23 protein-coding genes are annotated in these 25,736 nt (G+C 75.8%); 3 read left to right on the plus strand and 20 right to left on the minus strand.

Annotation, left to right across the window (positions count from 1 at the left end; translation table 11 throughout):
- Positions 1-19 precede the first annotated feature (19 nt).
- From ftsZ to A3CO_RS0128620, 18 genes are all read right to left on the minus strand, one after another.
- Positions 20-1,270 carry a cell division protein FtsZ gene (gene ftsZ, locus A3CO_RS34750; protein WP_018335680.1) on the minus strand — a complete coding sequence of 417 codons (1,251 nt, stop codon included), beginning with the start codon at positions 1,268-1,270 and terminating at the stop codon, positions 20-22.
- 244 nt (positions 1,271-1,514) lie between these two features.
- Positions 1,515-2,996, minus strand: a complete 1,482-nt coding sequence (locus A3CO_RS36415) for a polysaccharide lyase family 20 protein (RefSeq protein ID WP_018335681.1) — start codon at positions 2,994-2,996, stop codon at positions 1,515-1,517.
- Positions 2,980-4,281, minus strand: a complete 1,302-nt coding sequence (locus A3CO_RS0128545) for a hypothetical protein (RefSeq protein ID WP_018335682.1) — start codon at positions 4,279-4,281, stop codon at positions 2,980-2,982. Before A3CO_RS0128545 ends, A3CO_RS36415 begins: the two co-directional genes overlap by 17 nt.
- Before the next feature lie 351 nt (positions 4,282-4,632).
- Entirely contained in the window at positions 4,633-5,301 is a 669-nt protein-coding gene (locus tag A3CO_RS0128550; RefSeq protein WP_018335683.1) for a cell division protein FtsQ/DivIB, read from the minus strand.
- 209 nt (positions 5,302-5,510) lie between these two features.
- The gene (murC, locus tag A3CO_RS0128555) at positions 5,511-6,977 is read right to left on the minus strand and encodes a UDP-N-acetylmuramate--L-alanine ligase (protein WP_026205104.1); all 1,467 of its coding nucleotides are present in this window, start codon (positions 6,975-6,977) and stop codon (positions 5,511-5,513) included.
- 11 nt (positions 6,978-6,988) lie between these two features.
- Positions 6,989-8,152, minus strand: a complete 1,164-nt coding sequence (murG, locus tag A3CO_RS0128560) for an undecaprenyldiphospho-muramoylpentapeptide beta-N-acetylglucosaminyltransferase (protein WP_018335686.1) — start codon at positions 8,150-8,152, stop codon at positions 6,989-6,991.
- Between the two features lie 7 nt (positions 8,153-8,159).
- On the minus strand, positions 8,160-9,383 hold the full coding sequence (ftsW, locus tag A3CO_RS0128565) for a putative lipid II flippase FtsW (protein WP_245561628.1): 1,224 nt from the start codon (positions 9,381-9,383) through the stop codon (positions 8,160-8,162).
- 110 nt (positions 9,384-9,493) lie between these two features.
- Positions 9,494-11,068 (minus strand): UDP-N-acetylmuramoyl-L-alanine--D-glutamate ligase, encoded by a 1,575-nt coding sequence (gene murD / locus A3CO_RS0128570; RefSeq protein WP_425393431.1) that lies wholly within the window; start codon positions 11,066-11,068, stop codon positions 9,494-9,496.
- On the minus strand, positions 11,061-12,128 hold the full coding sequence (gene mraY / locus A3CO_RS0128575) for a phospho-N-acetylmuramoyl-pentapeptide-transferase (RefSeq protein ID WP_018335689.1): 1,068 nt from the start codon (positions 12,126-12,128) through the stop codon (positions 11,061-11,063). The genes murD and mraY overlap by 8 nt, the downstream gene beginning before the upstream one ends.
- A complete protein-coding gene (locus A3CO_RS0128580) occupies positions 12,125-13,579 on the minus strand; it encodes a UDP-N-acetylmuramoyl-tripeptide--D-alanyl-D-alanine ligase (RefSeq protein ID WP_018335690.1) in 1,455 nt (484 codons plus the stop codon). Before A3CO_RS0128580 ends, mraY begins: the two co-directional genes overlap by 4 nt.
- Positions 13,576-15,036 (minus strand): UDP-N-acetylmuramoyl-L-alanyl-D-glutamate--2,6-diaminopimelate ligase, encoded by a 1,461-nt coding sequence (locus tag A3CO_RS0128585; RefSeq protein WP_157647912.1) that lies wholly within the window; start codon positions 15,034-15,036, stop codon positions 13,576-13,578. The genes A3CO_RS0128580 and A3CO_RS0128585 overlap by 4 nt, the downstream gene beginning before the upstream one ends.
- A gap of 262 nt (positions 15,037-15,298) precedes the next feature.
- Positions 15,299-15,871 carry a hypothetical protein gene (locus tag A3CO_RS0128590; protein ID WP_018335692.1) on the minus strand — a complete coding sequence of 191 codons (573 nt, stop codon included), beginning with the start codon at positions 15,869-15,871 and terminating at the stop codon, positions 15,299-15,301.
- Positions 15,872-15,921: 50 nt separating this feature from the next.
- A complete protein-coding gene (locus A3CO_RS0128595) occupies positions 15,922-17,832 on the minus strand; it encodes a peptidoglycan D,D-transpeptidase FtsI family protein (RefSeq protein ID WP_084682252.1) in 1,911 nt (636 codons plus the stop codon).
- Entirely contained in the window at positions 17,832-18,599 is a 768-nt protein-coding gene (gene ftsL / locus A3CO_RS37745) for a cell division protein FtsL (protein WP_157647899.1), read from the minus strand. The genes A3CO_RS0128595 and ftsL overlap by 1 nt, the downstream gene beginning before the upstream one ends.
- Entirely contained in the window at positions 18,596-19,555 is a 960-nt protein-coding gene (rsmH, locus tag A3CO_RS0128605; protein WP_026205105.1) for a 16S rRNA (cytosine(1402)-N(4))-methyltransferase RsmH, read from the minus strand. The genes ftsL and rsmH overlap by 4 nt, the downstream gene beginning before the upstream one ends.
- A gap of 301 nt (positions 19,556-19,856) precedes the next feature.
- A complete protein-coding gene (gene mraZ / locus A3CO_RS0128610; protein WP_018335696.1) occupies positions 19,857-20,288 on the minus strand; it encodes a division/cell wall cluster transcriptional repressor MraZ in 432 nt (143 codons plus the stop codon).
- Positions 20,289-20,790: 502 nt separating this feature from the next.
- A complete protein-coding gene (locus tag A3CO_RS0128615; RefSeq protein WP_018335697.1) occupies positions 20,791-21,195 on the minus strand; it encodes a DUF3040 domain-containing protein in 405 nt (134 codons plus the stop codon).
- A 258-nt stretch (positions 21,196-21,453) separates the two neighbouring features.
- Entirely contained in the window at positions 21,454-22,221 is a 768-nt protein-coding gene (locus tag A3CO_RS0128620; protein ID WP_245561629.1) for a class I SAM-dependent methyltransferase, read from the minus strand.
- A gap of 59 nt (positions 22,222-22,280) precedes the next feature.
- Here A3CO_RS0128620 and A3CO_RS0128625 point away from each other — a divergent pair, with 59 nt between their 5' ends.
- The gene (locus A3CO_RS0128625) at positions 22,281-23,147 is read left to right on the plus strand and encodes a ParA family protein (RefSeq protein ID WP_157647900.1); all 867 of its coding nucleotides are present in this window, start codon (positions 22,281-22,283) and stop codon (positions 23,145-23,147) included.
- Between the two features lie 2 nt (positions 23,148-23,149).
- On the opposite strand, the gene A3CO_RS34765 is transcribed toward A3CO_RS0128625, so the two are convergent.
- Positions 23,150-23,698, minus strand: coding sequence for an SAV_6107 family HEPN domain-containing protein (locus A3CO_RS34765; protein WP_018335700.1), 549 nt, complete (start codon positions 23,696-23,698; stop codon positions 23,150-23,152).
- Between the two features lie 26 nt (positions 23,699-23,724).
- Positions 23,725-24,015 carry a hypothetical protein gene (locus A3CO_RS0128635; RefSeq protein ID WP_026205106.1) on the minus strand — a complete coding sequence of 97 codons (291 nt, stop codon included), beginning with the start codon at positions 24,013-24,015 and terminating at the stop codon, positions 23,725-23,727.
- 301 nt (positions 24,016-24,316) lie between these two features.
- Between A3CO_RS0128635 and A3CO_RS0128640 the strand changes: the two genes are divergently transcribed.
- Positions 24,317-25,015 carry a GNAT family N-acetyltransferase gene (locus tag A3CO_RS0128640; protein WP_018335702.1) on the plus strand — a complete coding sequence of 233 codons (699 nt, stop codon included), beginning with the start codon at positions 24,317-24,319 and terminating at the stop codon, positions 25,013-25,015.
- Positions 25,016-25,062: 47 nt separating this feature from the next.
- Entirely contained in the window at positions 25,063-25,734 is a 672-nt protein-coding gene (locus A3CO_RS0128645) for a DUF3153 domain-containing protein (RefSeq protein WP_018335703.1), read from the plus strand.
- Positions 25,735-25,736 lie beyond the last annotated feature (2 nt).

Raw genomic sequence — 25,736 nt, forward strand, 5'->3', positions numbered from 1 at the left:
CCGCGAACCCGCCGAGGGCTCAGCGCATGAACGAGGGGACGTCCACGTCGTCGTCCTCGGCCTTCTTCGCCGGCTTCTCCGGGGCCGGCTCCGGCTCCTTCGTCGCGGCGTCCTGCCGGGCCGCCTCGAGCTCCTCCGGCTTCGGCACCGGCGTGGCCGGCGTCGTCGGGGCCTGCGCGACGGCGGGCGGGATCACCGGCTGCGGCTGGCTCGGCGGCTGCTGGTGCCGCGCGCCGGAGTCCCCGGAGGCGATGGGACCGCGGCCCGGGGCCTGCCCGCGCGGCTGACTGATGGCGCTCGGCACCGCCTTGGCGTGGGGCACGGTCCCGGAGTCGAAGCCCGCGGCGATGACGGTCACGCGGACCTCGTCGCCCAGGGAGTCGTCGATGACCGTCCCGAAGATGATGTTGGCGTCGGGGTGCGCCGCCTCCTGCACCAGCGAGGCGGCCTCGTTGATCTCGAACAGGCCGAGGTCCGAGCCGCCCGCGATGGAGAGCAGCACGCCGTAGGCCCCGTCCATCGACGCCTCGAGCAGCGGCGAGTTGATCGCCTTGCCCGCCGCCTCGACGCTGCGGCCGTCGCCGCGCGCGGACCCGATGCCCATGAGGGCACTGCCCGCGCCGGACATGACGCTCTTGACGTCGGCGAAGTCGAGGTTGATCAGACCCGGCGTCGTGATGAGGTCGGTGATGCCCTGGACACCGGAGAGGAGCACCTCGTCGGCGGACCGGAACGCGTCCATCAGCGAGAGCGACACGTCGCCGAGCTGCAGGAGACGGTCGTTCGGGATCACGATGAGCGTGTCGCACTCGTTCCGCAGCTCCTGGATGCCGTTCTCGGCCTGGGTGGCCCGGCGCTTGCCCTCGAAGGAGAACGGGCGGGTCACGACGCCGATGGTCAGCGCGCCGAGCTTGCGGGCGATGCCGGCGACCACGGGCGCGCCGCCGGTACCGGTCCCGCCGCCCTCACCCGCCGTCACGAAGACCATGTCGGCCCCCTTGAGGACCTCCTCGATCTCCTCGGCGTGGTCCTCGGCCGCACGGCGCCCCACGTCGGGGGCCGCGCCGGCGCCGAGACCACGGGTGAGTTCGCGGCCGACGTCGAGCTTGACGTCCGCGTCGGACATCAGGAGGGCCTGGGCGTCGGTGTTCACCGCGATGAACTCGACCCCCTTGAGGCCGACCTCGATCATGCGGTTGACGGCGTTGACGCCGCCGCCACCGATGCCGACGACCTTGATCACGGCCAGGTAGTTGTGCGGGGGCGTCATGGGACCGCCTTTCACTGCGGAGTTCGGCGACACCGGCCGACACGCGGGGCCGACCCTCACCCTCGACCTCGAGTGGAGGTCTATGGTCGAGGGCTCCCCGTTCCGGTGTCCGCGTGACCGTAGGCAGCCGACGCCGCGTGATGCACGCAGGCGCGCCGGGCGTGTCCCGCGTCGATGTCACCCGTCTGCCCCAACCGGTGCGAACCCTGGATGACGGGTCGAGAGTTCCCGCCGCCCACCGCCGTCAGCCGGCGACCGAGGCGTACGACGTGCCGAGCCTCGCGTCGGACAGCTCGTAGGTCGCGGGCTGGCCGATGGCCGTGTCGCGGTAGAGACCCAGCTTCCAGTAGCTGTAGTTGCCGGGGTAGAGCGTGCCGCCCGGGGGCCGGAAGCCCGCGACCTTCTGCTGCCCGTCGACCCAGGCGTCGACGACGCTCTTCGCGCTCGTGCTCGAGAACGTCACGTGCAGGACCAGCGTGGTGACCTTGCCGGTGACGGCCGGGGCGATGACCTTGTCGAAGTTCTTCGACCCGCCGGGGCGGTCGAAGCCGCCGGAGAGGATGAAGTTGCCGTTGCCGATCCGTAGCTCCAGGGGCGGGCTGCCGGTGCCCTCGTTCTTGAACTGCGTGATCAGCTGCCAGGTGTTCGTGTCCACCGGGAAGCCGTCCGCGAGGCGCACCGAGAGCCGGATGTAGCGGTCCTGCCCCTCGGTGAAGTTGTCGACGTTCGGCTCGATCTCCGAACGCTTGCCGCCGCCCGGCATCGTGAAGCGCAGCGCCTTGCGCCCGGCCAGGTCGGTCGCCGGGACCACGGTCGGCGTCTTCGCCCCGACCATGTTCCAGGGCGTGTCCTTGAACATGCCCAGGCCCTGCGCGGTGATGTTGGCGTCCCAGAGGGCCTTCGGGGCGGGCGCCGGGGCCGGGGTGGTCCCGGACGCGGGGGTGGGACGGATCGGGATGGTGGTGGTCGACGACGGGGCCGGGGTCGTCGTCGAGGGGCGGACCGTGGTCGTCGGGGGCACCGTCGTCGCCGGCGGTGCCGTGGTCGTCGTCGGAGCGGCGGCGGTCGTCGCCGCGGGGGCCGCCGTGGTGCTCGGCACGGGTGGCGCGGTGGCCGAGGCGGGCGCCGCGGACGTGGTCGACGTGGTGAGCCAGAGCCGCTGCACGGCCGGGCTGACCGCGTCGGTGCCGCCGAGCAGGACGATCCGCGCCTGGACCTGGGTGGTGAGCGCGGGCAGGACGGTGCGGACGTCGTCCTTCGTCGGCAGCCAGCGGCTCCACGAGCCGTCGGGGAGCACCCCGCGGACGTCGACGCGGGCGGCCGTGCCCGGCGGGAGGTCGGCGGTGAGCTCGGTGGTGATCGCGTTGGTGGCCGCGGCCGGCCGGCGCGGGGCCAGGACCATGACGCCCTCCGACCGGGTCTTGGCCGTCGAGGGCACCGCGAGCCGCAGGGCCCCGTCGACGAGCCGCACGTTCAGGTCGTCGCCGCCGGACACGGCGAGCTCGGCGCCCCAGCTCTCCCCGGTCGGGACCGCCGCGGCGGAGGCCGCGAGGCCGATGACGGCGGCGAGCAGCGCGCCCACCCCCGCCGTCAGGACCCCGCGACGACGACGGCGGGTGCGGCGCTCGCGGTCGGCGGCGGCCGTCGGGGGCAGCGCCCCGGCCCCGGCGTGCGGGGAGAGGGGGCGGTCGGGCAGGGGTTCGAGGAGATCAGCAGGGCGCGACACGGGGGGCCTCCACGGCGGCGGCGGGGACGTACTGCTGGGGACCGATCTGCAGCCACTGGCTGCTCGTGCCCTGCGAGCCGGAGCGCGACTGTCCGGCGGCGGTGCAGGTGACGGCCATCCGCGCGCCCCCGGCCACGGCGCCGACCGACGACGACGCGTCGGTGGGCGCGGAGCGGACGACGAGGGTGGCGGCCCCGGTGGGACGGGCGAGGGCGGAGGGCCCGGTGCCGGTCCACTGGTAGGTGACGGTCACCCAGCTGTTGTCGGCCAGCTGCAGGTCGTCGTAGTAGGTGCCGTCGGCGAGGTCGATGCCGGCGGGGTTGGCGACGCGGCGGCCGAAGCCGTCCTTGCCGCCGTTGTAGCCCTGCTGGAAGGCGGCCTGGGACTCGGGGAAGCCGCGGGCGAGGTCGCCCCACTGCTGCCGGGTGCCGGGCGCGCTCCAGTAGTCGTCCTGGATGTTCCAGGGGCCGACGTCCCACACCGGCGACCACGCGCAGCGGCCGTTCGGGGCGCAGATCTTGACCGTGTAGTCGCCCGTGTCCCGCGGCGCGAGACCGCGCCGGGAGGGCAGCGCCACGAAGTGGTCGCGCGGGACGATCACGTGGCCGTTGGCCGTGGTGTTGCCGACCAGACCGATGCGGGTGGCGAACACCCGGCTCGTGAGCGGCGCGACCTTCGCGGGCGACGGCGGCACCGTGGGGACGGTGGTGGGGGCCGGCGTGGTGGTCGGGGCGGTCGTGGCGGGGACCGGCGTCGTCGTGGGCGCCACCGGGGTGGTGGGCGTCCCCGCGAGCGGCTTGCTGAGCTCGGTGGTGAACCACAGGCGCTGCAGCGCCGGGCTCGCTCCGAAGTCGCCCGCCACGAGCGTCACGCGCACCTGCAGGTCGATGGTGGGCGCAGCCAGGACGGCCGGGGCGGCCCCGCTCGCCGTGCTCCACTCGCTCCAGGTGCCGTCGGACTTCACGCCACGGACGTCGACGACGACCTGGCCGCCGGGCGGCACGTCGGCGGTCACCTTCGCCGTGATCCGGTCGACGGGGGTCGCGACGCGGTAGGGGGCGAGGTAGAGCTCGCCCTCCGTCCGCGGCGAGCGCGCGCTCTGGGCGCGGACGACACCGTCGGCGAGCCGGATCGCGCCGGCGACCGCGACGACGTTCGTGTCGTCGCCGCCCTGCACCGAGAGCTCGGGCACCCACGTCTCCCCCGGCGAGGTCGCCGAGGCCGCGTGGCCCAGGGACAGCGCCAGGACACCCGCCATCGCGGCGGCGGCGAGGGCCGTCGCCACCGTCCGCCGCCTCCGCGGTGGTGCCGCACCCCTGGGGTCGCGGCCCGTCCTCTTGGTCATCGCGCTGCACCTCTCCCACCGTCGTGACGACGCGAGGGAGTTGACGCTGCGTGACACATCTGGGTCAAGCGAAACGCGTGGTGTGCACGTGAGTGATAACCGGAGTGGTGAAACCCGTCGGCGCAGGTCACACGCTTTTCACCAGTCCCCCGACGGGGTGGTCCTCACCTCGGACGGGGGACGGTGGGGCCCGGTTCGCCACCGTCGGTGCCCCCGACGACCGGGGACACGGTGACGGGCCGTGACACTTCCAGTGGTGATCGAGGGTTCGGCGGTCGCGGTGCGGGACCGTCAGCCGACGACCGGCAGGTCCGGCGAGGAGACGTCGTACACCGAGCCCGGCCGCGTCAGGAGCGGGCCCAGGACGGCGGCCTTGCGCTCGTCGTCGGTGTCCGCGCCCCAGCGCACGGTCCGGCCGTCGAGGACGAACGACACGTCGAAGGCGCCGGTCGCCCGCAGCTCGGAGACCTGCCCGCGCAGTGCGGGCGGGAGGGCCTGCAGCACGCGCACGGCCGCCACCGTGGACGGGTCCGTCGGCGACGCCGCCACCCCGGGCGGCAGCACCAGCCGGGGCACACCGGCGGGCGCGGCGGGCATCGCGCGGTAGACGAACCCGGTGCCGTCGAGCAGCCCGACCCCGCCCGGGGCGGGCACCGCGGCGACCGGTTCCCGCTCGGTCACCGTCACCGTCACCGTGCCCGGCAACGAGCGCCGCACGTCGACCGACGCGACCCGCGGGATGGCCGTGACGCGGGCGTCCAGGTCGGCGGTGGAGAGCCACAGCAGCGAGGTGTCGGGCGGGACGGCCGCGGCCTGCTGCACCGCCGGGAGCGTCTCCGGGGAGGCGCCCGTGACCTCCACGCCGCGGACGTCGAAGGCGGGCGAGAAGCCGAGGAGGTAGATCAGCCCGCCGAGGACCAGGACGGTCAGCGCGCCGACCGTCCAGCGCCGCCGCAGCATGCGCCGGCGCGCCGCCCGGGCCTCCAGCGCGGCGTGGTCGCGGGGACCACGGTCGCGCGGGGGCCGTGACGACGGGCGGCGGGCCCGGCCGTCCCGGCCACCCTCCCCGCGCGGGCGGCCGCCCTCGCCGCGGGCGCGCCCGCCCGCGCGACCCGACCTGCCGTCGGGAACGCCGGACCGGGAGCGACGCGTCGAGGGCGGCAGCGGACTCAGCCCCCGACGGGCGCGGGCGACTCGCGCCCCTCGATCTCGGTGAGCACCTCGGGACCGAGGACGGTGACGTCGCCGGCGCCCATCGTGATCACGAGGTCGCCGGGCCGGGCGAGGTCGGCCAGCAGGCTCGGGACGGCCGCCCAGGACGGCTCGTAGTGCACGTGCTCGGCGGGCAGCGCGACCTGACGGGCGATGAGGGCGCCGTTCACCCCGGGCTCCGGCTGCTCGCGCGCCCCGTAGACGTCGAGCAGCACCACCTCGTCGGCCAGCGAGAGCGCCTCGCCGAACTGCTCGGCGAAGTCCCGGGTCCGCGAGTAGAGGTGGGGCTGGAACGCGACGATCAGCCGGCCCCGCTCCCCCAGCACCGGGCGCGCCGCGCGCAGCTGGGCGGCGACCTTCGTGGGCGCGTGGGCGTAGTCGTCGTAGACGCGCACGCCGCGGGCCTCGCCGCGCAGCTCGAAGCGTCGACGCACCCCGGTGAAGGAGGCGAGCCCGCGCAGGAGCGTCCCCAGCGGCGCGCCGAGGTCCAGCCCGGCCAGCAGGGCGGCGCAGGCGTTGAGCGCCTGGTGCTCCCCCGCGACGCCCAGCCGCAGGGTGTGCTCGGCACCGTCCACCCGGATCCGCAGGACGCCGGTGGAGGCCTCGGCGCGGTAGTCCAGCACCGTGACGTCCTCGGGGGCCGTGGCGGCGCGGCCGTAGCGGCGCACCCGCACGCCGGCGGCGGCCGCCCGGTCGCCGAGCGCCGCGGCGCCGGGGTCGTCGGCGCAGACCACGAGGGCACCGCCGGGCTCGATGCGAGCGGCGAACGCGTCGAAGACCGCGACGTAGGCCTCGACGGTGCCGTGGTGGTCGAGGTGGTCGGGCTCGACGTTGGTGACGATCGCGACGGCCGGCGAGTAGGCCAGGAACGAGCCGTCGGACTCGTCGGCCTCGGCCACGAACACGTCGCCGTGCCCGTGGTGGGCGCTCGAGCCCGAGGCGAGCAGGTCGCCGCCGATCATGAACGACGGGTCGGTGCCGCAGGCCTGCAGCGCGACGACCAGCATCGAGGTGGTCGAGGTCTTGCCGGCACTGCCCGAGACGCAGGCGGCACGGTGGTCGGCCATCAGCTCGGCGAGCACGGCGGAGCGGTGCAGCACCGGGATGCCGCGGGCGGCGGCCTCGAGCAGCTCCGGGTTGTCCGGGTTGGCCTGGTGGACGGCCTTCGTGGTGACGAGCGCGGTGGGGCCGCCGGGCAGCAGGTCGAGGTTCGCGGCGTCGTGGCCGACCGAGACCTCGGCGCCGAGGGTCCGCAGCGCGAGGACCGCCCGCGAGTCCTTCGCGTCCGAACCCGACACCATGGCGCCGCGGGCGACCAGGATCCGGGCGATCCCGCTCATCGCGGCGCCCCCCGCGCCGATGAAGTGCACGCGTGAGAGCAGCCGCGGCAGTTCCGGGACGACCGCCTGCTCGCCCGGCTGCATGATCTCCTCGCTCACCGCTGCGTCCCCCCTGCTCCCTCGGCCGCCTCCAGCACCATGCGCGCCAGTGTCTCGTCCGCGTCCGCATGGCCGGTACGGCGGGCTCCCGCGCTCATCGCCGACAGCCGTTCCCCGCTGGTCAGCAGGGGGACGACGAGCTCGACGACCTTCTCGGGCGTCAGCTCCTCGTCCGCCACGAGCACGCCCCCGCCGTGCTCCACCACGGGCAGCGCGTTGAGGCGCTGTTCCCCGTTGCCGTGCGGCAGCGGGACGTAGATCGCGGGCAGGCCGACCGCCGACACCTCGGCCACCGTCATCGCCCCCGACCGGCAGATCGCGAGGTCCGCGGCGGCGTAGGCGAGGTCCATCCGCTCCAGGTAGGGCACCGCCACGTACGGCGGGGTGCTCGCCCGCGCGGTCGAGCTCCGCTCCGCTGCGTCTCCGCCCGGGACGTCCACGGTGTTCTTCGGCCCGTGCGCGTGCAGCACACCGATCCCGGCGCGGGCGAGCTCGGGGGCCGCCCCGGCGACGGCCGCGTTGAGCGAGCGCGCCCCCTGCGACCCACCGAAGACGAGCAGGGTGGGCGCGTCGGGGTCCAGCCCGAAGTGGGCCCGCGCCTTCGCCCGCAGCGCCTCGCGGTCGAGCGTGGTGATGGCGCGGCGCAACGGCATCCCGATCACGGGGCCGTCGAGCCCGCTGCCCGGCACCGCCGCCGCGACCGCCGCGGCGTGCCGGGCGCCGACCTTGTTCGCGATCCCCGCGCTCGCGTTGGCCTCGTGCACGACGACCGGCACCCGCGTGCCGGGCAGCCGGGAGGCCAGGTAGGCGGGCAGCGCCACGTAGCCGCCGAACCCGACGACGACATCGGCGTCCACGGCCTTGAGCACCTGCCGGGTGCGCCGCACGGACTTCACCACCCGCCACGGCAGCGCCGCGAGATCCCTGGACGGCTTGCGCGGCAGCGGGACCGGCGGCACCAGCTCCAGCGGGTAGCCGCGCTTCGGGACGAGGGTCGTCTCCAGCCCCCGGGCCGTCCCCAGGGCCGTCACGCGGGCGTCCGGGCGCAGCCGCCGCACCGCGTCGGCCAGGGCGAGCGCGGGCTCGATGTGACCGGCGGTCCCGCCGCCGGCGACGACGACGGACAGCGGACGGCGGGGACTGCGGGGACTGTCGGACACACGACTCCTACGTGGTGCGGGCGCGCCCCGGCTCGGGCGGCGGCAGGCCGAGGGCCCGCGCGAGGCGGCCCTGGCCGTGCGCGCGCAGCGCGGCGGCGGCGTCGGTCTCGTGGCGGGCGAAGTTCGCGAGCAGGCCGCCCGCGAACAGGGCGAGGGCGAGCGACGTGCCGCCGGAGGACACCAGCGGCAGCGGGATGCCCGTGACCGGGAGCAGGCCCACGACGTAGCCGATGTTGATGGCCGCCTGGACCACCAGCCACACCGTCAGCGTCGCGGCCACCACCCGGATCCACGGGTCCACCGAGCGCGCGGCGATGCGCAGCCCGGTGTAGGCCAGGGTGACGAACAGGGAGATCACGGCGGACGCCCCGAGGAACCCGAGCTCCTCGCCGATGATCGCGAAGATGAAGTCGTTGTCGGCGTTGGGCAGGTAGCTCCACTTCGCGCGGCCCTGCCCGAGGCCCTGCCCGAACACACCGCCGTCGGCGAGCGAGTACAGCGCCTGCCGGGCCTGGTAGGCCGGGCCGAGCGGGTCGGCGTTCAGGGGGTCGAGGAACGCGGTGAGCCGGCTCTGCCGATAGCTCGCGGCCACCCCGAGGACGACGACCCCGACGACGCCCAGCGTGCCGAACAGCGCCAGCAGGCCGAGCGGGGCGCCCGCGAACCACAGCAGGCCGACGACGATCACGCCGAGCGAGATCGTGGTGCCGAGGTCGGGCTGCAGCATCACGAGCACGAAGATCAGGACGGCCACGGGGACCATCGGCAGCAGCGCCTGCCGCCACCGGCGCGGGGCCGGGCGGTGCCGGACGAGGACGTGCGCGCCCCACAGCGCCAGCGCGATCTTGGTGATCTCACTGGGCTGCAGGGACAGGCCCGCCACCCGGAACCACGACCGCGACCCGTTGACCTGCGCCCCGAGCCCCGGCACGAGGACCAGCGCGAGCAGTACCAGGCAGCCGGCGAGCAGCCAGGGGCTCGCGGCCCGCCAGCGCCGCGGCGGGACGCGCAGGCCGACCCAGAACAGGCCCGCACCGAGCACGGCGAACGCGAGCTGGCGGAAGAACACGCCGTAGGACGACCCGCCCGCGGCGTACGCGTTGACCGAGGACGCGGACAGCACCATCACGAGGCCGAGCGCGGTCAGCAGCCCGAAGACCGCCAGCACGAGGTGCAGCGAGGTCAGCGGGCGCCCCAGCCACGCCGACAGCGCGCCACCGAGGGCCCGCACGTCCGGCGGGGCCTGCCTCGGGCGGCGCCCGCCCGTCAGCCGTGGCCCACCGCTGACGTCGGCCGTCAGGGGCGCGCCACGCTCACGGGTGGACGGGGACCGCCGCCCGGTCACGACGACGGGTCCGCGGCCGGCTCGACGAGGTCGTCCCCCGTCACTCCGCTCGCCCCGTCGGCGCCCGGCTCGGGCGCGGTGTCGGGGTCCAGCCCCGGCTCCGCGGCCGGGCCGTCCGCACCGGCGACCCGCTGGGCGGCCGCGGCGAACGCGTCGCCGCGTGCCGCGTAGTCGCGGAACATGTCCATCGAGGCGGCCGCGGGGGCGAGCAGCACGACGTCGCCGGGCCGGGCCATCGTCGCGGCCGACCGGGCCGCCGCCAGCATCGGGTCCCCTGGGGTCATCGCCCCATCGTCGCCCCCGCCGACGTCGTCGACGGGCACCTCGGGGGCGTGTCGGGCCAGCGCCTCCAGGAAGCGGGCCCGGTCGGCGCCCAGCAGCACCGCGCCGGCGAGGCGCCCGGCGTTGGCGAGGACCAGGTCGTCCACCGACGCGCCCTTGAGCAGCCCGCCCGCCACCCACACCACGCGGGCGTGCGCGGCGAGCGACGCGGCGGCCGCGTGCGGGTTGGTGGCCTTCGAGTCGTCGACCCAGCGAATCCCGCCGGACTCGGCGACCACGGCGCCGCGGTGGGCGCCCGGGGCGTAGGCGCGCAGCCCGGCGGCGACCGCGTCCGCGGGGACGCCGTACGCGCGGGCGAGGGCGGCCGCGGCGAGCGCGTTGGCCTCCCCGGGCGGGCCGGCCGGCACGATGTCGGCCACCTCGGCCAGCACCACCCCGCGGCGGTCCTCACCTCCGGCGTCGTCGAAGGCGCGGTCGAGGAGCCGCCGCACGCCGCGCGTGGTCTCGACGCCCAGCTCCCCCGGCCGCGGCTCGCCGCGGGTGAACCCGACCCGGCGTCCGGGCGCCGAGCGCAGCAGGCCCGCCGCCCGCTCGTCGTCGAGCCCGCCGATCGCGATCCGGCCCCGGAGCACCCGCGCCTTGGCCGCGGCGTAGGCCGCCATCGAGCCGTGCCAGTCGAGGTGGTCGTCGGCGACGTTGAGCACGGCCCCCGCGAACGGCGCGACCGTGGGCGACCACTCCAGCTGGAAGCTCGACAGCTCCACCGCGAGCACCCGGTGCCCGGCACGCAGCGCGTCGACGACCGGCAGCCCGATGTTGCCGCACGCCACGGCGTCGAGACCGGCCGCCAGCAGGATCGCCTCGAGCATGCCGGTCGTCGTCGTCTTGCCGTTCGTGCCGGTGACCGCGAGCCACACCGGCGGCCCCTCCGGGCACACCGCGGGGTCCTGCCCGAGCCGCCACGCGAGCTCCGGCTCGCCGATCATCTCGACGCCCGCGTCCCGGGCGGCGAGGGCGAGCGGCGAGTCGGGGCGGAACCCGGGGCTCGTGACGACGAGGTCGCAGCCCGCGGGCACCGTCGCGAGGTCGGTGGTGGAGGCGACCGCGCGGTCGGCCAGCGTCGCGAGCTGCGCCGGGTCGGCGTCCGCCACCGTCACCCGCGCCCCGAGCTCCAGCAGCACGTCGACCACGGACGCCCCGGTGCGCCGGGCCCCGGCGACCAGGACGTGGTGGCCGGTCCACGCCGCACCCACCCCGCCGCTCCGCTCGCCCCGGCCGGACTCAGCCACCGGAGGCAGCCAGCCACTCGCTGTAGAACAGCCCGAGGCCCAGCGCACAGCAGATGGCGGCGAGCAGCCAGAACCGGATGATCACCGTGGTCTCGGCCCAGCCCGCGAGTTCGAAGTGGTGGTGGAAGGGCGCCATGCGGAACAGGCGCCGTCGCGTCGTCCGGAAGACCGCCACCTGCAGCACCACGGAGAGCGCCTCGACGACGAACACGCCGCCGAGCACCACGAGGAGCAGTTCGGTCCGGGTGACCATCGCCAGCCCGGCGAACAGGCCGCCCAGGGCGAGCGACCCGGTGTCGCCCATGAAGATGCGGGCGGGGGCCGCGTTCCACCACAGGAACCCGATGCAGGCGCCCATGCCCGCGGCCGCCACGAGCGTGATGTCGAGCGGGTCGCGCACCTGGTAGCAGCCTGCCTCGATCGCGGTCCCGCAGTCGTTGCGGAACTGCCAGAACGAGACGATGAGGTACGTCGCGAACACCATGGCCGAGATGCCCGCCGCCAGCCCGTCGAGGCCGTCGGTCAGGTTCACGGCGTTCGAGGCGGCCGTGACGATGAGGTAGCAGAACAGGACGAACCCGACGCTGCCGAAGCCGACCACCGCGATGTCCCGGACGAACGACAGGTTCGTCGAGGCCGGGGTGAGCCCCTGCTCGTCGACGAACTGCAGCGCGAGCACGGCGAAGATCACCGCGGTGACGAACTGGCCGACGAGCTTCGCGGTCTTGTTCAGGCCCAGGTTGCGCTGGCGCCGGATCTTGATGAAGTCGTCGAGGAAGCCGACCACCCCGAGCGAGGTCATCAGCAGCAGCACGAGCAGGCCGGACGCCGAGATCGACACGTCCGCGGCGAGGTGGGACGCGAGGTAGCCGACCCAGATCGCGATGAGGATCGCGACCCCGCCCATCGTCGGGGTGCCGCGCTTGCCCTGGTGGCTCTGCGGGCCCTCCTCGCGGATCTCCTGGCCGAACCCCTGCCGGATGAACAACCGGATCACGTACGGCGTCAGCAGGATCGACACCGCCAGGGCGAGCCCGGCGGCCACCAGCACGCCCTTCATCGCTGCGCCACCGCCTCGAGCAGCGCGCTCGCGACCGTCTCCAGCCCGGCCGACCGGCTCGCCTTCACGAGCACGACGTCGCCGGGCTCGGCGTGCACGGCCTCGACCGCACTCGCGGCGTCCGGCACCAGGTCGGAGTCCAGGCCGGCCGCACGGGCCGCCTCGTGGACCCCGCGCGCGGCCTCCCCGACGACGACGAGGCGGTGCAGGCCGGTGCTCGCCGCGAGGCGACCCAGCTCGGCGTGCGCGGCGTCCGTGTCGTCGCCGAGCTCGGCCATCGCGCCCAGCACGGCGGTGTGGCGGCCGCCCATGGCCGCCAGGGTGGCCAGCGCGGCGCGCATCGACTCGGGGTTCGCGTTGTAGGCGTCGTTGAGCACCCGGACCCCGTCCGCGCGCTCCCCCACCTCCATGCGCCAGCGGCTGCGCGGCACGGCCTCGCCCAGCGCGGCGGCCACCGTCCCGACGTCGAGGCCCCTCCCCGTCGCTCCGCTCGCCCCGCCCGTGGTCGCCTCGAGGGCGATCGCCGCGGCGACGAGCGCGTTGTCGACCTGGTGCGCCCCGCGCAGCCCGAGGGCGACGTCGGCCTCACCGACCGGCGTGACCAGGCGGAACCGGGGACGCCCCTCGTCGTCGATCGTCTCGTCGACGGCCCGGACGTCCGCGCCGGCGGCGCGCCCGGCGTGCACCACCCGCGCGGCGGTGCGCGCCCGCATCGCGTCGACCACCGGGTCGTCGGCACCGAGCACGGCGACCCCGTCGGCCGGCAGGGCCTCGACCAGCTCGCCCTTGGCCTGCGCGATCGCCTCGCGGGAGCCGAACTCGCCGAGGTGCGCCGACCCGACGTTGAGCACGGCGCCGATCCGCGGCGGCGCGACCCGGCACAGGGCCGCGATGTGGCCGCGGCCGCGCGCGGAGAGCTCGAGGACGAGGTGCTTCGTCGTCGCGTCGGCCCGCAGCACCGTCCAGGGGTGCCCGAGCTCGTTGTTGAAGCTGCCCGGGGGCGCGACGGTGGTCCCGTCGCGCTCCAGCAGCGTCGCGACCAGGTCCTTCGTGGAGGTCTTGCCCGACGAGCCGGTGAGGCCGACGACGTCGAGCTGTGGGAGGGCGTCCACCGTGTGGCGGGCGAGGGTCTGCAGGGCCACCAGCACCGCGGCGCCGGCCGCGTCGTGGGCGGCGTCGGGGACGTGCGCGTCGGCGGGCAGCGGCTCGACGAGCACGGCCGGCGCGTAGACCTCCCGCGCGGCCAGCACCCCGGCCGCCCCGGCGGCCACGGCCGTCGTCGCGAACGCGTGCCCGTCGACCCGCTCGCCCGGCAGCGCCACGAACAGTCCGCCGGGGGTGACCGCGCGGCTGTCGAACTCGACCGTGCCCGTGACGCGCTCGTCCCCGGTCGCGCGGTGCAGTCGCCCGTCGACGAGGCGGGCGAGCTCCGCGAGGGTCAGCTCGATCACGCAGGGTCCTCCTGGATGGCGGTCGTGAGTTCGTCCACGTCGGAGAAGGGCAACGTCTCCGCCCCGACCTTCTGGCCGGGCTCGTGGCCCTTGCCGGCGACCACGACGACGTCGCCCGGTCGCGCGGCGGCCACGGCCGCCCGGATCGCGGCGCGTCGGTCGCCCTCCTCGGCCACGATCGCACGGGCGTCGGGCGCCGTCCGCGCCCCGTCCAGCATCGCGGCCCGGATCGCGGCCGGGTCCTCGGTGCGCGGGTTGTCGTCGGTGATCCAGACCAGGTCGGAGAGCTGTGCGGCGAGCGCGCCCATCACGGGCCGCTTCTCGCGGTCGCGGTCGCCGCCGCACCCGAGCACCGTCAGGACCCGGCCGCGGTCTCCCGCGTCGCCGCGCTCGCCGGGGCCGACCTGCGTCCGCAGCGTGCGCAGCAACGCCTCGACCGCGGCGGGCTTGTGGGCGTAGTCGACGACGGCGAGGAACGGCTGCCCGGCCTCGACGCGCTGCATCCGCCCGGGGACGGTCACCGCCGCGAGCCCCGTGGCCAGCCGCTCCGGGTCGAGCCCGACCGCGTGGCCACACGCCAGCGCGACGAGGGCGTTCGCGACGTTGAAGCCGCCGGGCAGGCGCAGCGACACCGGCAGGGCGAGCCCCTCCGGGCCGAGCGCACGGAACGTCTGCGAGCCGTCGGGGTGGGCGACGACGTCGGCGGCGGTCCAGTCGGCCGGGCCGGTGGTGCTCACCGTGGTCGCCGCGACGGAGTCGGCGAGCCGCTTCCCCCACGCGTCGTCGACGCAGACGACGTGCCGGTCGGCCCGCCCGTCGAACAGGCGCGCCTTCGCGGCGAAGTAGTCCTCCATCGTCGGGTGGAAGTCGAGGTGCTCGGCCGAGAGGTTGGTGAACGCGCCGACCGCGTACCGCGTCCCCCCGACCCGGCCCTGCGCGAGCGCGTGGCTCGAGACCTCCATCGCCGCGTGGCTCACGCCCTGCTCGACCATCGCGGCGAGCAGCGCCTGCAGGTCGGGCGCCTCGGGGGTGGTGAAGGCACTGGGGACGCGGCGGCCGTGCATCCGCGTCTCCACGGTGCCGATCAGCCCGGTGGTGCCGCCGGCCGCGGCGAGGGCGGCCTCGAGCAGGTAGACCGTGGTCGTCTTGCCGCTCGTCCCGGTCACCCCGAGCAGGGCCAGGTGCGACGACGGGTCGCCGTAGAGCCGCGAGCACGCGGGGCCGAGCGCCTCGCGGGGCTGCGGGTGCACCAGCGTCGGCAGGGTCCCGACGCCGGGTCGGGTCGCCCCGGCGGGGTCGGTGAGCACGGCGACGGCGCCCCGGGCGAGCGCCTGGTCGGCGAAGTCGGCGCCGTGGGCGCGCGCCCCGGGGAGCGCGGCGAACAGGTCCCCGGGCCGCGCCTCGTGGGCCCGCAGCGTGGCACCCGTCGTCGTGACGTCGCCGGCGGCGCCGCGCATCTCCGGCGCCGTCCCGGTGGCCTCGGCGATGCGCGCGGCGAGGGCCTCGAGGGCCGTGGGGACCACGGTGCGGGGCCGGATCACGCCCTCCTCGCCGGTCGGGCCGGTGTCGCCGGGGGACGCGCTCGGCGAGGTCTCCGTCGGCCCCGGGAGGGGCCCCACGGCGGTCCGGCTCGGAGCGGGCGGCACGGGCGGAAGGCTACTCACCGTCCCGATCGGTCCCGCCCGCGCCCTCCCGCCGGCGACACGACCGCGGGCCACCTCACCGCCCGTCGTCGAACCCGTGCAGGTGGGCCGTCACGGCCGCCGTGGCCCGGTGGGCGTCGCCGGTGGCGAGCAGGTCGAGCAGGGCGCCGCGCAGCACGGCGAGGAGCAGGGCGCGCTCGGCGACCCCGGCCGGGGTCGACACGCGGTCGGTCGGCTGGTGGGCGGCGAGCAGGAGGTCCCAGTCACGGACGGTGTCGCGGGCGAACCCGGCCCACGGGCCCGCCCCGTCCCCCAGCGACCGGCTGTAGGACCCGAGCCACAGCCGCAGCACCGGGCGGTGCGCCGGGGCCGCGAGCCACTCCCACAGCACCCGCCCGACCGTGGCGAGCCCGGCGTCGTCGGGGAGCGCGTCGAGGGCCCGCAGCTGTTCGGTGCGGGCCCGCGCGAGCAGCGCGCGGACCAGGCCGTCCTCGGTGCCGAACCGGTCGAGCAGGGCCCGCGGCTCGGCCCCCACCATCGCGGCGAGGGCCGGGAGCGACGGCTCCGCCCCGTCCGCGCCCAGGAGGCGGCCGTAGGTCGCGTCGAGCAGCTCCGCCCGCCGGCGGGAATCCTCGTCGGTCACCGTCACGGCGGTCAGTGTGCGCGAGCCGGTCGGCGGCGCCGTCGCCGCCCGCCCGTCTACGGGCTGAGCTGCAGCGGCACCTGACGCGGGGGCGCGGTCGACACCGGCACGTTGCCGTGCGCGGCGAGGTAGGAGCCGATGTCGTGGAACAGCGGCGCCGCCGAGTCGCCGCCGGGCGGGGCGTCCAGCATGAGCGCCACGACGTAGCGCGGGTGCTCCGCGGGGAACATGCCGGCGAAGGTGATCCAGTAGATCGACTTCGCGTAGCAGCCGCAGCCCGGGTCGACCTGCTGCGCGGTGCCGGTCTTGCCCGCCACCGGGTAGCCGTCCATCGCCGCCTTCGCCCCGGTGCCCTCGTTGGGGCTCTTCCCGGACTGGGTCACCGACTGCAGCATCTGGCGCATCGTCTCGGCGGTCTGCGGCGACATCGCGCGGACCGGCTCGGGGGCCGGCGCCGGGGTCCGCACGCCGTCGGGGGCGACCGTCGCGGAGATGACCCGCGGCGGCACGCGCACCCCGTCGTTGGCGATGGCCTGGTACATGCTGGCCATCTGCAGCGTCGTCATCGACAGCCCCTGGCCGATCGGCAGGTTGCCGAACGTGGAGCCCGACCACTGGTCCCGGGCCGGCACCGAGCCACCGCTCTCGCCCGGCAGCTCGACGCCGGTCTTCGACCCGATGCCGAGCTTGCCGAGCATGTCGGCGAACCGGTCGGGCCCGACCTGCTGGGCGGTCATCAGCGTCCCGACGTTCGAGGACTTGCCGAGGATGCCGTTCATCGTCATCGGCACCGGGCCGTGGACCCAGGCGTCGTTGATCGTGCGGTCGGCGACCTTGATGCTGCCGGGCACCGTGAGGACGTCCTCGGGCTTGATGAGCCCGGCCTCGAGCGCCGCCGAGAACGTCACCGCCTTGTTCACCGAGCCCGGCTCGAACGGCGTGGTCACGGCGGGGTCGCCGGACACCGGTGCGCCGCCCGCGCCGGCGTTGGCCAGCGAGAGGATCTGCCCGGTCTGCGAGTCCAGCACCACCGCGCTGCCGTCCTTCGCCCCGGTGCGCGCGACGTAGGCGGACAGCTTCTGCTGGACCGTGTACTGCAGGTCGGCGTCGAGGGTGAGGACGATGTCGGTCCCGGCCTGGGCGGGCTGCTCGGCCCGGGTGGAGCCCGGGATCACGGCGTCGCTGCCCTCGGCGGTGTCGACGATGCGGAAGCCGTCCTGGCCGGCCAGCACCTTGTCCTCGGCGCTCTCCAGCCCGACGTTGCCGTTGATGCGGCTCTTGTCCATCGACCAGGACGCGCTGCCGACGACCGACCCGCCGACGTCCCCGGCCGGGTACTGCCGCGACTCGCGGTCCTCCTGGGCGATCTCGGGGAACTGCGCGCGGATCGTGCGGGCGGCCGTGGGGTCCACGAGCGGCGCGAGCACGACGTAGCTGCGGTCGCTCATCAGCGCGGCGTAGAACGGCGCGGGGTCGGTGCGCAGGATCGCGCCCATGCCCTGCGCGATCGCGGCCTTGCGCTGCTCCGGGGTCGGGGCGCCCGGGGTGTTGCGGATCTCCGGGCTCGACCAGTCGGCCGTGATCCGGCGCGGGTTCGCGACGAGTGCCTTCGCCTCGACGGAGAACGCCAGCGGGGTGCCGTCGCGGTCGAGGATGGCGCCGCGCTCGGCCGGCACGACCAGCCGCGTCATGCGCTGCTTCGCGGCGTCCGCGGCCAGGTCGCCGGCGCTGATGGCCTGGACCTGGACGAGCTTGCCCGCGGCGATCACGAGCAGCACGACGAGCAGCAGGCGCCCGACCCGCAGGCGGCGGCGCGGGTCCGGCGGCCGCGGCGCCCGGGGGCGGCGGGGCGGACCGCTGCGGGGCGGCGGCGCCGGTCGACGGGGCGGGAGCGGACGGTCGTCGCGGGGGCGCGCGCTGGGTACGCGGGACGGGGGCCGCGTCAGGGTCGCGGGCGGGCGGGCCATCAGCGGCCGCCCGTGGCGCCGGCGCCGGCCGGGGCGGGCGCCGGGGCGCCGCCGGCGGAGGACTGCACCCCGGTGGTGGGGTCGGACGCGAGGGCCTCGGGGTCGGGAGCACCCTGGGACCGGGCGTCCTGCGGGGTGGCCGCGGCGGGGACCGGGCTCGCGGGGTTGGCCGGGGTCGCGGGGTTGGCCGGGTTCGCGGGCACGGCCGGGTTCGCCGGGGCTCCCGGCGCGGCGGCGGGTGGGGGCGGCGGCGGGGCCGCGGCGCGGGCCTTCTGCGGGTTGCCGACGACCTGACTGCTGCCGTCGGGGTGCACGAGGATGACGGCGGGCGTGCCCGCGGGGACCATGCCGATGCGCTCGGCGGACGCCGCGAGGGCCGGGGCGGCCTGCATCGCCGCGACGTCGCGGTGGAGCCGCTCGACCTCCTCGGAGCGGTCCCGGGTGGCCTGGCGGGCGTCGTCGAGCCGGTAGGAGTCGGCCGCGGCGGCGGTGGAGAGCCACAGCGTCGCCACGAGCCCCGACGTCAGCAGCACCATGATGAGCAGGACGAACGGCGCCGTGCCACCCGCGGCCTCGGCCGTGGCGGCGGTGCTCGTCGCGCGGGGGCGCCGCGTCCCGGGGGCCGGGGCCCGCCGTGAGGTGGCACGGGCCCGGGCGCCGGCCTTCGTGGTGCCCGTCGACGGACCCTCGGTGGTCGTCGCGGTCCTCGTCGCCGTGGTGGTGCCGTGACCCGCCGTCGTGCGCTGGGTCAGGGTTGCCGAGCTCATGCCGCCTCCCGGACGCGTTCCGCCGCTCGCAGCCGCACCGAGGCCGCCCGCGGATTGGCGGCGATCTCGGCCTCGTCGGCCTTCTCCGCGCCGCGGGTGAGCAGCGCGAGTTCGGGTTGGTCCTCCTCGCGCAGCACCGGCATGTCCGGCGGCGCGGTGACCTGGGACCGCTGGGTGAGGACCCGCTTGACGATGCGGTCCTCCAGCGACTGGTAGCTCATGACGACGAGCCGCCCGTGCAGGGCGAGCGCGTCCACGGCGGCCGGGACGGCGTTCGCGATCGCGTCGAGCTCGCCGTTGACCTCGATGCGCAGCGCCTGGAAGGTGCGCTTGGCCGGGTGGCCGCCGGTGCGGCGGCTCGCGGCCGGGATCGCCTGCTCGAGGAGGGCGACGAGCTCCGCGCTGGTCCGCAGCGGAGCTCGTCGCCGGGCACGGACGACGGCCTCGACGATGCGTCGGGCCGCACGTTCCTCCCCGTAGTCGCGGAGCACCCGGACGAGGTCGCCGGGTGCGTAGGTGTTGAGGACGTCCGCGGCGCTCGGACCCGTGGTGGGGTCCATGCGCATGTCGAGCGGTGCCTCGCGGGAGTAGGAGAAGCCGCGCTGGTCCTCGTCGAGCTGCAGCGACGAGACGCCGAGGTCGAACAGGACCCCGTGCACCCGGGCGAGATCGAGCCGGTCGAGGACGTCGGCGATCTCGTCGAACACGGCGTGCACGAGGTGGGTGCGTCCGGCGTAGGGGGCCAGCCGCTCGCCGGCCAGCCGCAGGGCCTCGGGGTCGCGGTCGAGCCCGACGAGGGTCAGGTCGGGGTGGCGGGCGAGCAGCGCCTCGGCGTGACCGCCGAGCCCGAGGGTGCCGTCGACCACCACCGCGTCGGACCGGTCGAGCGCCGGGGTGAGGAGTTCCAGGCAGCGTTCGAGCAGCACCGGGACGTGGCGCTCACCCGTGGGGCGCATGTGGGTGAACGGCGGGGCGTCGTCGCCCGAGGGCCCGGTCGGGTCCATCCTCCGCCTCCACCGTGTTCCACTCGGGCGCTCGTCTGCTGCGTGCGGGCCGGCATGTCGGTCCGCCTGCGTGCAGGCCGGCGGGGACGCCGGCCTGCGCCCGGTGGGGCGGGGCGATGCCGTCACGTCCCGGCCCGCAGGGCGGGCGGACCTGGCACCGGGGAAGGTGCGCCAGGGCCGTCACCCTGCGGGTCGGGGCCTCACGGCACCGACGCCCCCACGCCTGGGCGTGGGTCGTACACGGTGGTCCTCGTCAGAAGACCCCGGGGAGAACCTCCTGCTGGGCCTGCGCGTAGCTGTCCTCGTGGGCGTCCTGGTAGGCCTGCCACCTCGCCGAGTCCCAGATCTCGAGACGGCTGACCGCCCCGATGACGGTGCACTCCCGGTCGAGCCCGGCGAACCGCCGCAGCTCGGCGTTGATGGGGATGCGCCCCTGGGAATCGGGCCGCTGCTCGTCGGTGCCGGCGAACAGGTAGCGCTGGTAGGCGCGCACCCGCTCGTCGGTGAACGGAGCCTCGGCGACCTTCCGGGCCATCTGCTCGAACTCGTCACGGGGGAACACGTACAGGCAGTGGTCCTGCCCCTTCGTGATCATCAGCCCCCCTGCGAGCTCGTCCCGGAACTTGGCGGGCAGGGTCAACCTGCCCTTGTCGTCCAATCGCGGGGTGTGGGTGCCGAGGAACACGGCCCCACCTCCCCGATGGGCCCCTATCGCCCCACTGCGCACCACAATACCCCACAGCGCTCCACCTTCAACCTCGCCGGGGCCGCGTGTACGCCCCGATCGGTGGAGTTCGCCCAGGTCAGTGCCGGTGGGGAGAGGTGGGGGACGTGGGGGAACCGCCCGTCGACCATCCCTGATCCACCTGGTCGGAGCAGGCAGTGACACGCCGTCCGGGCTGCTCCGGGGCAGTCCGGGGCCTGCTCGGGGCCTGCTCGGGGCCTGCTCGGGGGCTGTTCGGGTGCCTGGTGGGGAGAGGTGGGGGACCTGGTGGGGCCCGGTGGGGAGTCGGGTGGGGCCCGGTGGGGAATCGAAGTCGGCGAGAGTGACATCAGGCAGGCCCACGGCCCGCGGGACCTGCCTCATGTCGCCCCCGCGACGGCACGGACCGAGAGCGGAGCCCGGACACGCGAACGCGCCGCCGACCCTGAGCGGGTCGACGGCGCGTCGGAATGTCGGGGTGGAGCTACTCCTGCTCGAAGCGCTTGCGGAAGCGCTCCTCCATCTTCGTGGTGAAGCGACTCTTGTCCTTGTCGCCCGCCGCAGCACCCTTGCCGTCGCCCTCACCGGCGGCGGCCTCGCCCTTCTTCCCGGTCGCGGTGATCGCGAGGACCGCGCCGGCGAACATCATGAGGAAGCCGATCACGCTCACGACCGGGAATCCACCCGGGGAGAGCGCCTGGATGAACACGAGGCCCATCACGAGCGCGACGACCCCGACGAAGAAGAGCACCACACCCTGGATGCGGCGGCGGCGGGACGGTCGGCGCAGTCGGCCACCGCGGACGGTCGACGCGAACTTGGGGTCCTCGGCATAGAGCGCGCGCTCGATCTGGTCGAGCAAGCGCTGCTCGTGCTCGGAGAGCGGCATGGTTCTCCTCCGGCACCGGAACGAGAGCGAGGATCGATCCCTGGGGAAGGGACGATCGGCACATCGACGTGATGGCTGTCCTCATCGTACGAGCCGTCCGGCAGTCCGACTACCCGGACCGGTGTTCTGCGCCGACGATCATTCTTTCGGCCGGTGAGACGCCTGCCGCAAGGCACGCCGCGCGATCATCCGACCTCGCGCGGTGATCACGGGGCGGATCCACGGGCACGCCGCTCACACCGACCTCACGGCGCGGGGTCAGGCGACCCCACGGCGGGCGAGGACGTGGATCCGGGAGGCGAGGTCGCGCAGCGGCGGCGTGGTGGCCGCGAGCTCCTCGAGGGCGGCGAGGTCGGCCGGGGACCCGGCGTCCGGTGCGTGCTCGGGCACGAGATCGGCGAGGACCCGGTGCCCCTGGACGCGTTCCAGGGAGAGCGACCCCTCCTGCTCGACGAGGGCGGTGATCTCCGTGGTGTCCATCCGCCGCAGGAGCTGGTCCGCCGCACCCCAGCGCCCGGCCGGGTCGGCGAGCATGCGGTGGGCCTCCCCCACCCGTCCGCTCACCACGCGCGCGAGGACGGCGGCGTAGCGGTTGGCCACGAGGAGCGAGATGAGCCCGCCCGGTGCGGTGGCGGTCGCGAGCGAGTGCAGCGCGGCGGCCGGGTCGTCCACGTACTCGAGCAGGCCGTGCCCGAGGACCAGGTCGGCGCGGACCCCGTCGGTGACGTCGGCGAGCGCGTCGACGTCGGCCTGCAGGGCGCGGACGCGATCGGCGACCCCGGCGTCCCGGGCGCGGCTGCGCAGCACCGCCAGCGCGTTCGCGCTCGAGTCGACGACCGTCACCTCGCAGCCCTCGACGGCGAGCGGCACGGCCCACGCGCCGCTGCCCCCGCCCACGTCGAGCACGTGCACCGCGGCGTCGTCGGCGGACCGACGGGAGCGGACGGCGTCGAGCTCGTCGCGCAGGCTCGTCGCCACGACGTCGACGGCCGAGGGGACGGGCGCGCGGGCCGGGCGGGCGGTCACGGCCACACCGTAGTGCTTCACCCATCGGGTATCCGCGCGCGAGCCGGTACGTTGCCCCCGTGCATGTGACGGGTGTGCTCAGCCTCAAGGGCGGGGTCGGCAAGACCACCGTCACCCTCGGGCTGGCGGGGGCCGCCGCCAAGCAGGGACTGCGCACGCTCGTGGTCGACCTGGATCCCCAGGGCAACGCGACCACCGCGTTGGAGCCGGGCGAGAGCGAGACCACCGTCGCCGACGCCCTGGAGCACCCCTCCCCCGCCGTGCTCGCCAGTTCGATCGCCCCGAGCGCGTGGGACGACGCCATCGACGTCCTCGTCGGCTCGGAGGACATCGAGCGCCACAACCACCCCGACCCGGGCTCGCAGCGCCTCGGCCGGCTGTCCCGCCTGCTGGCCGCCCTGCCGCGCAGCACGGTGGCCGACCTCGACGAGACGGCGCCGCCGCGACGCGGCGCCACCGCGGGGGCGTCCCTGCCGCACTACGAGCTCGTGCTGATCGACTGCCCGCCCTCGCTCGGCCAGCTCACGCGGTCCGCCCTCGTCGCGGTCGACCGGGCGGTCCTCGTCACCGAGCCGACCATCTTCGCGGTGTCCGGCGTGCAGCGCGCCTTCGAGGCCGTCCAGGCCGAACGGGCCCACAACCCCCGGCTGCAGCCGCTCGGCGTCCTGATCAACAAGTACCGCGCCCGGTCGGCCGAGCACGAGTTCCGCGTGAACGAGCTCCGCGAGCTGTTCGGTCCGCTCGTGCTCTCCGGCGTGCTGCCCGACCGCACGGCCGTGCAGCAGGCGCAGGGCGCGGGCGTCCCGATCCAGCGGTGGGACACCCCCGGCGCCCGGGAGATCGCCCAGCAGTTCGACGTGCTGCTCGGCCGGATCGTGCGGGCGGGCCACAGCGCCCGCGAGCGACGCGGCCGCCGGACCGGCTGACCTCAGGACGGGCGCAGGCCCGCCACCGTCCGCGTCACGAGGGCGAGGAACAGGTCGGCCTGGCGCACCATGTCGTCCGCGTCGCGCTGCCCGACCAGCCGCGTCGCGCCGGCCTCGACCGCCGACCGCGTCGAGGAGTGCGCCGCGAAGAACGCCGCCCACTCGCCGTACTCCGGGGCGACCGAGCTGAGCAGCGTCCACGCGTCGGTGGGCCGGGAGGAACGTCGCGCCGTCGCCCGCACCGCCAGCACGGCGGCGGCCGAGCGGAGCGCCGACAGGTGGGCCAGGCGGAAACGCTCGGCCGGCGTGGACGCGCCCTGCGCCTCGCGCAGCCCCTCCCGGGCGGAACCCAGCAGCGTCACCACCGAGCGCGAGGGCGGCGGGGCGGGCGGCCGCGGTGTGGCGGCCGCACGCCGGCGGCCCTCGCCCCGGTGACCGGCGACCGGGGCCCGACCGGAGGCCGGGCCGCGACGCGGGCTGCGCGGGACGGGCGCGGAGGCCGCGCCGGTGTCGAACAGGTCGCCCGTGGTGGCGGTGGTCGTGGTGCTCACGGAGGTCTCCTCGGGGAGTGGGGTGGTCAGGTCAGCCAGCGGAGGTCCCAGACCCCCGGGCCGGAGCGCATGCGCAGGACGAATTCGCTGGCCGGCAGATGCGGCTCGTCGGAGCGCCGGGCGAGGACCCGCCAGCACCGGCACCGGTCGCCCCCGATCGGCATCGCGGACCGGAACGGCCATCGCGACTCCTCGATCCAGCGCTCCTGGACCTCGGTGACCAGGTAGTGGCTGTCCCGTCGGTTGGGTCGGCGCTGGAACTCGACGGGGTCCCCGTCGACGCACCGGACCTGCACCGGCGACGGGCTGCGAACCATGCGTCCTCCACGGGCGGCGCGCTCCTCCCCGCCCCGCCTCGTGCGGGAGCGGGCTGTGCCTGCCACCGTGGGGAAGCCGGCGGCCGGCGCGGCCGACGGGACGCTTCCCCACGCCCCGCCGACCGGCCCTGTCGAACACGTGTTCGACATCCACGAGTGAACCCTGCACCGGTGCGATCGTCAAGTCGTCCGGGAGTGGGCGTGATCCGCGACGCCCGGCGTGATGAGATGGGGCGATGGACCGGGAGGCAGTGGCGTCGGTGACACCCGCCCACGGGCTCCGACCGGCGCGGGCCGACCGGTGACGGCCGCACCGGAGGACCCGCACCTGGTCGACCTGGACCCCGCGGAGCTGGGCCGCCGTCTCGACGAGGCGCTGGACCTCTACGTCCGGGCCATGGGCTACCCGCCGGGCACCGCCCGCCAGCGGGCGCCGATGTGGCTCGAGCACGCCCGGCGGGTCGGCTGGCGCGCGGTCGGCGCGGTCGACGCCGACGACACCCTGCGCGGGATCGCGTACGGCTACCCCGGCGCCCCTGGTCAGTGGTGGTACGAGGAGGTGCGCCGCGGCCTGCGGCGCGCCCACCGGCCGTCCCGGGGATCCGGCGGCGGGCTGTTCGGCAACGGGCTCGGGCGCCTGCTCGGCGACCCCGGCGGGTCCGGTGGGTCGTCCGAGGCCCCCGACCTCGACCCGTGGCCCCTCGACGACGACCCGGACCGCTACCTCGGCGACTACTTCGAGCTGACCGAGCTCCACGTGCGTACCGACGCCCAGGGCCACGGCCTCGGGGAGGCGCTGCTGCGCCGCCTGCTGGACCGGGCGGACGCCGGGCACGTGCTGCTCTCCACCCCCGAGGCGCCGGCACCCACCCGCGCCTGGCTCCTCTACCGCCGCTGCGGTTTCCGCGACGTGCTGCGCCACCACCGGTTCTCGAGCGACCCGCGCCCGTTCGCGGTCCTCGGCCGCACGCTCCCGCTCGAGCCCGCCGACCGGCCCTGAGCGCGCGTCCGCCGGAGGGTGTCGGACCCGCCTGGCACGATGTCGGCGTGCCCACCCGCCGTCGCAGCTCCCTGGTCCTGTTCGCCCTCGTCCTGGCGCTGGTGGGCCTGCTGGGCACCGGGTGCGTCCGGGTGCGCGCCGGGCTCGCGGTGTCGCCGCAGGACAGGGTCTCGGGGACGATCGACGTCGGCACGCCCGACGGCACGCCCGCGGGGAACGGTCCGCCGTTGCAGGTGCCGTCCGACCTCTCGGGCGACGTCACGGTCACCCGCTACGAGCAGGACGGCTACGTCGGGTCGCACGTCGTGTTCCAGGACCTGTCGTTCGACGACGTGTCCCGGCTGCTCCCCCAGCTCAGCCCCAGTACGTCGTCGGCGATCCGGCTCCAGCTGCGCCGGGCCGGTGACCGGGTGGTGCTCTCGGGCCAGGTCGACCTGACGCGCGTGTCGCCGGAGAGCGCGGACGTCCAGCTCAAGATCGCGTTCCCGGGCACGGTGCGCCAGACCGACGGCACCCAGACGCAGGGCGTCGTGACCTGGACCTTCACGCCGGGCGCGGTGGGCGAGGTCAACGCGGTCGCCGAGTACCCCGACCCGAACGCCCCGTCGTGGGTGAGCTGGGCCCTGCTGCTCACCGCGGTGGTGCTGGTGGCGGCGGGCATCGTGTTCGCGCTCGCCGCCGCGACGCGCCCCCGGGTGGACCGGCGGGCGCGCCGCTGAGG

This window comes from Actinomycetospora chiangmaiensis DSM 45062, from assembly GCF_000379625.1.
GTDB classification, from domain to species: Bacteria; Actinomycetota; Actinomycetes; order Mycobacteriales; family Pseudonocardiaceae; genus Actinomycetospora; species Actinomycetospora chiangmaiensis.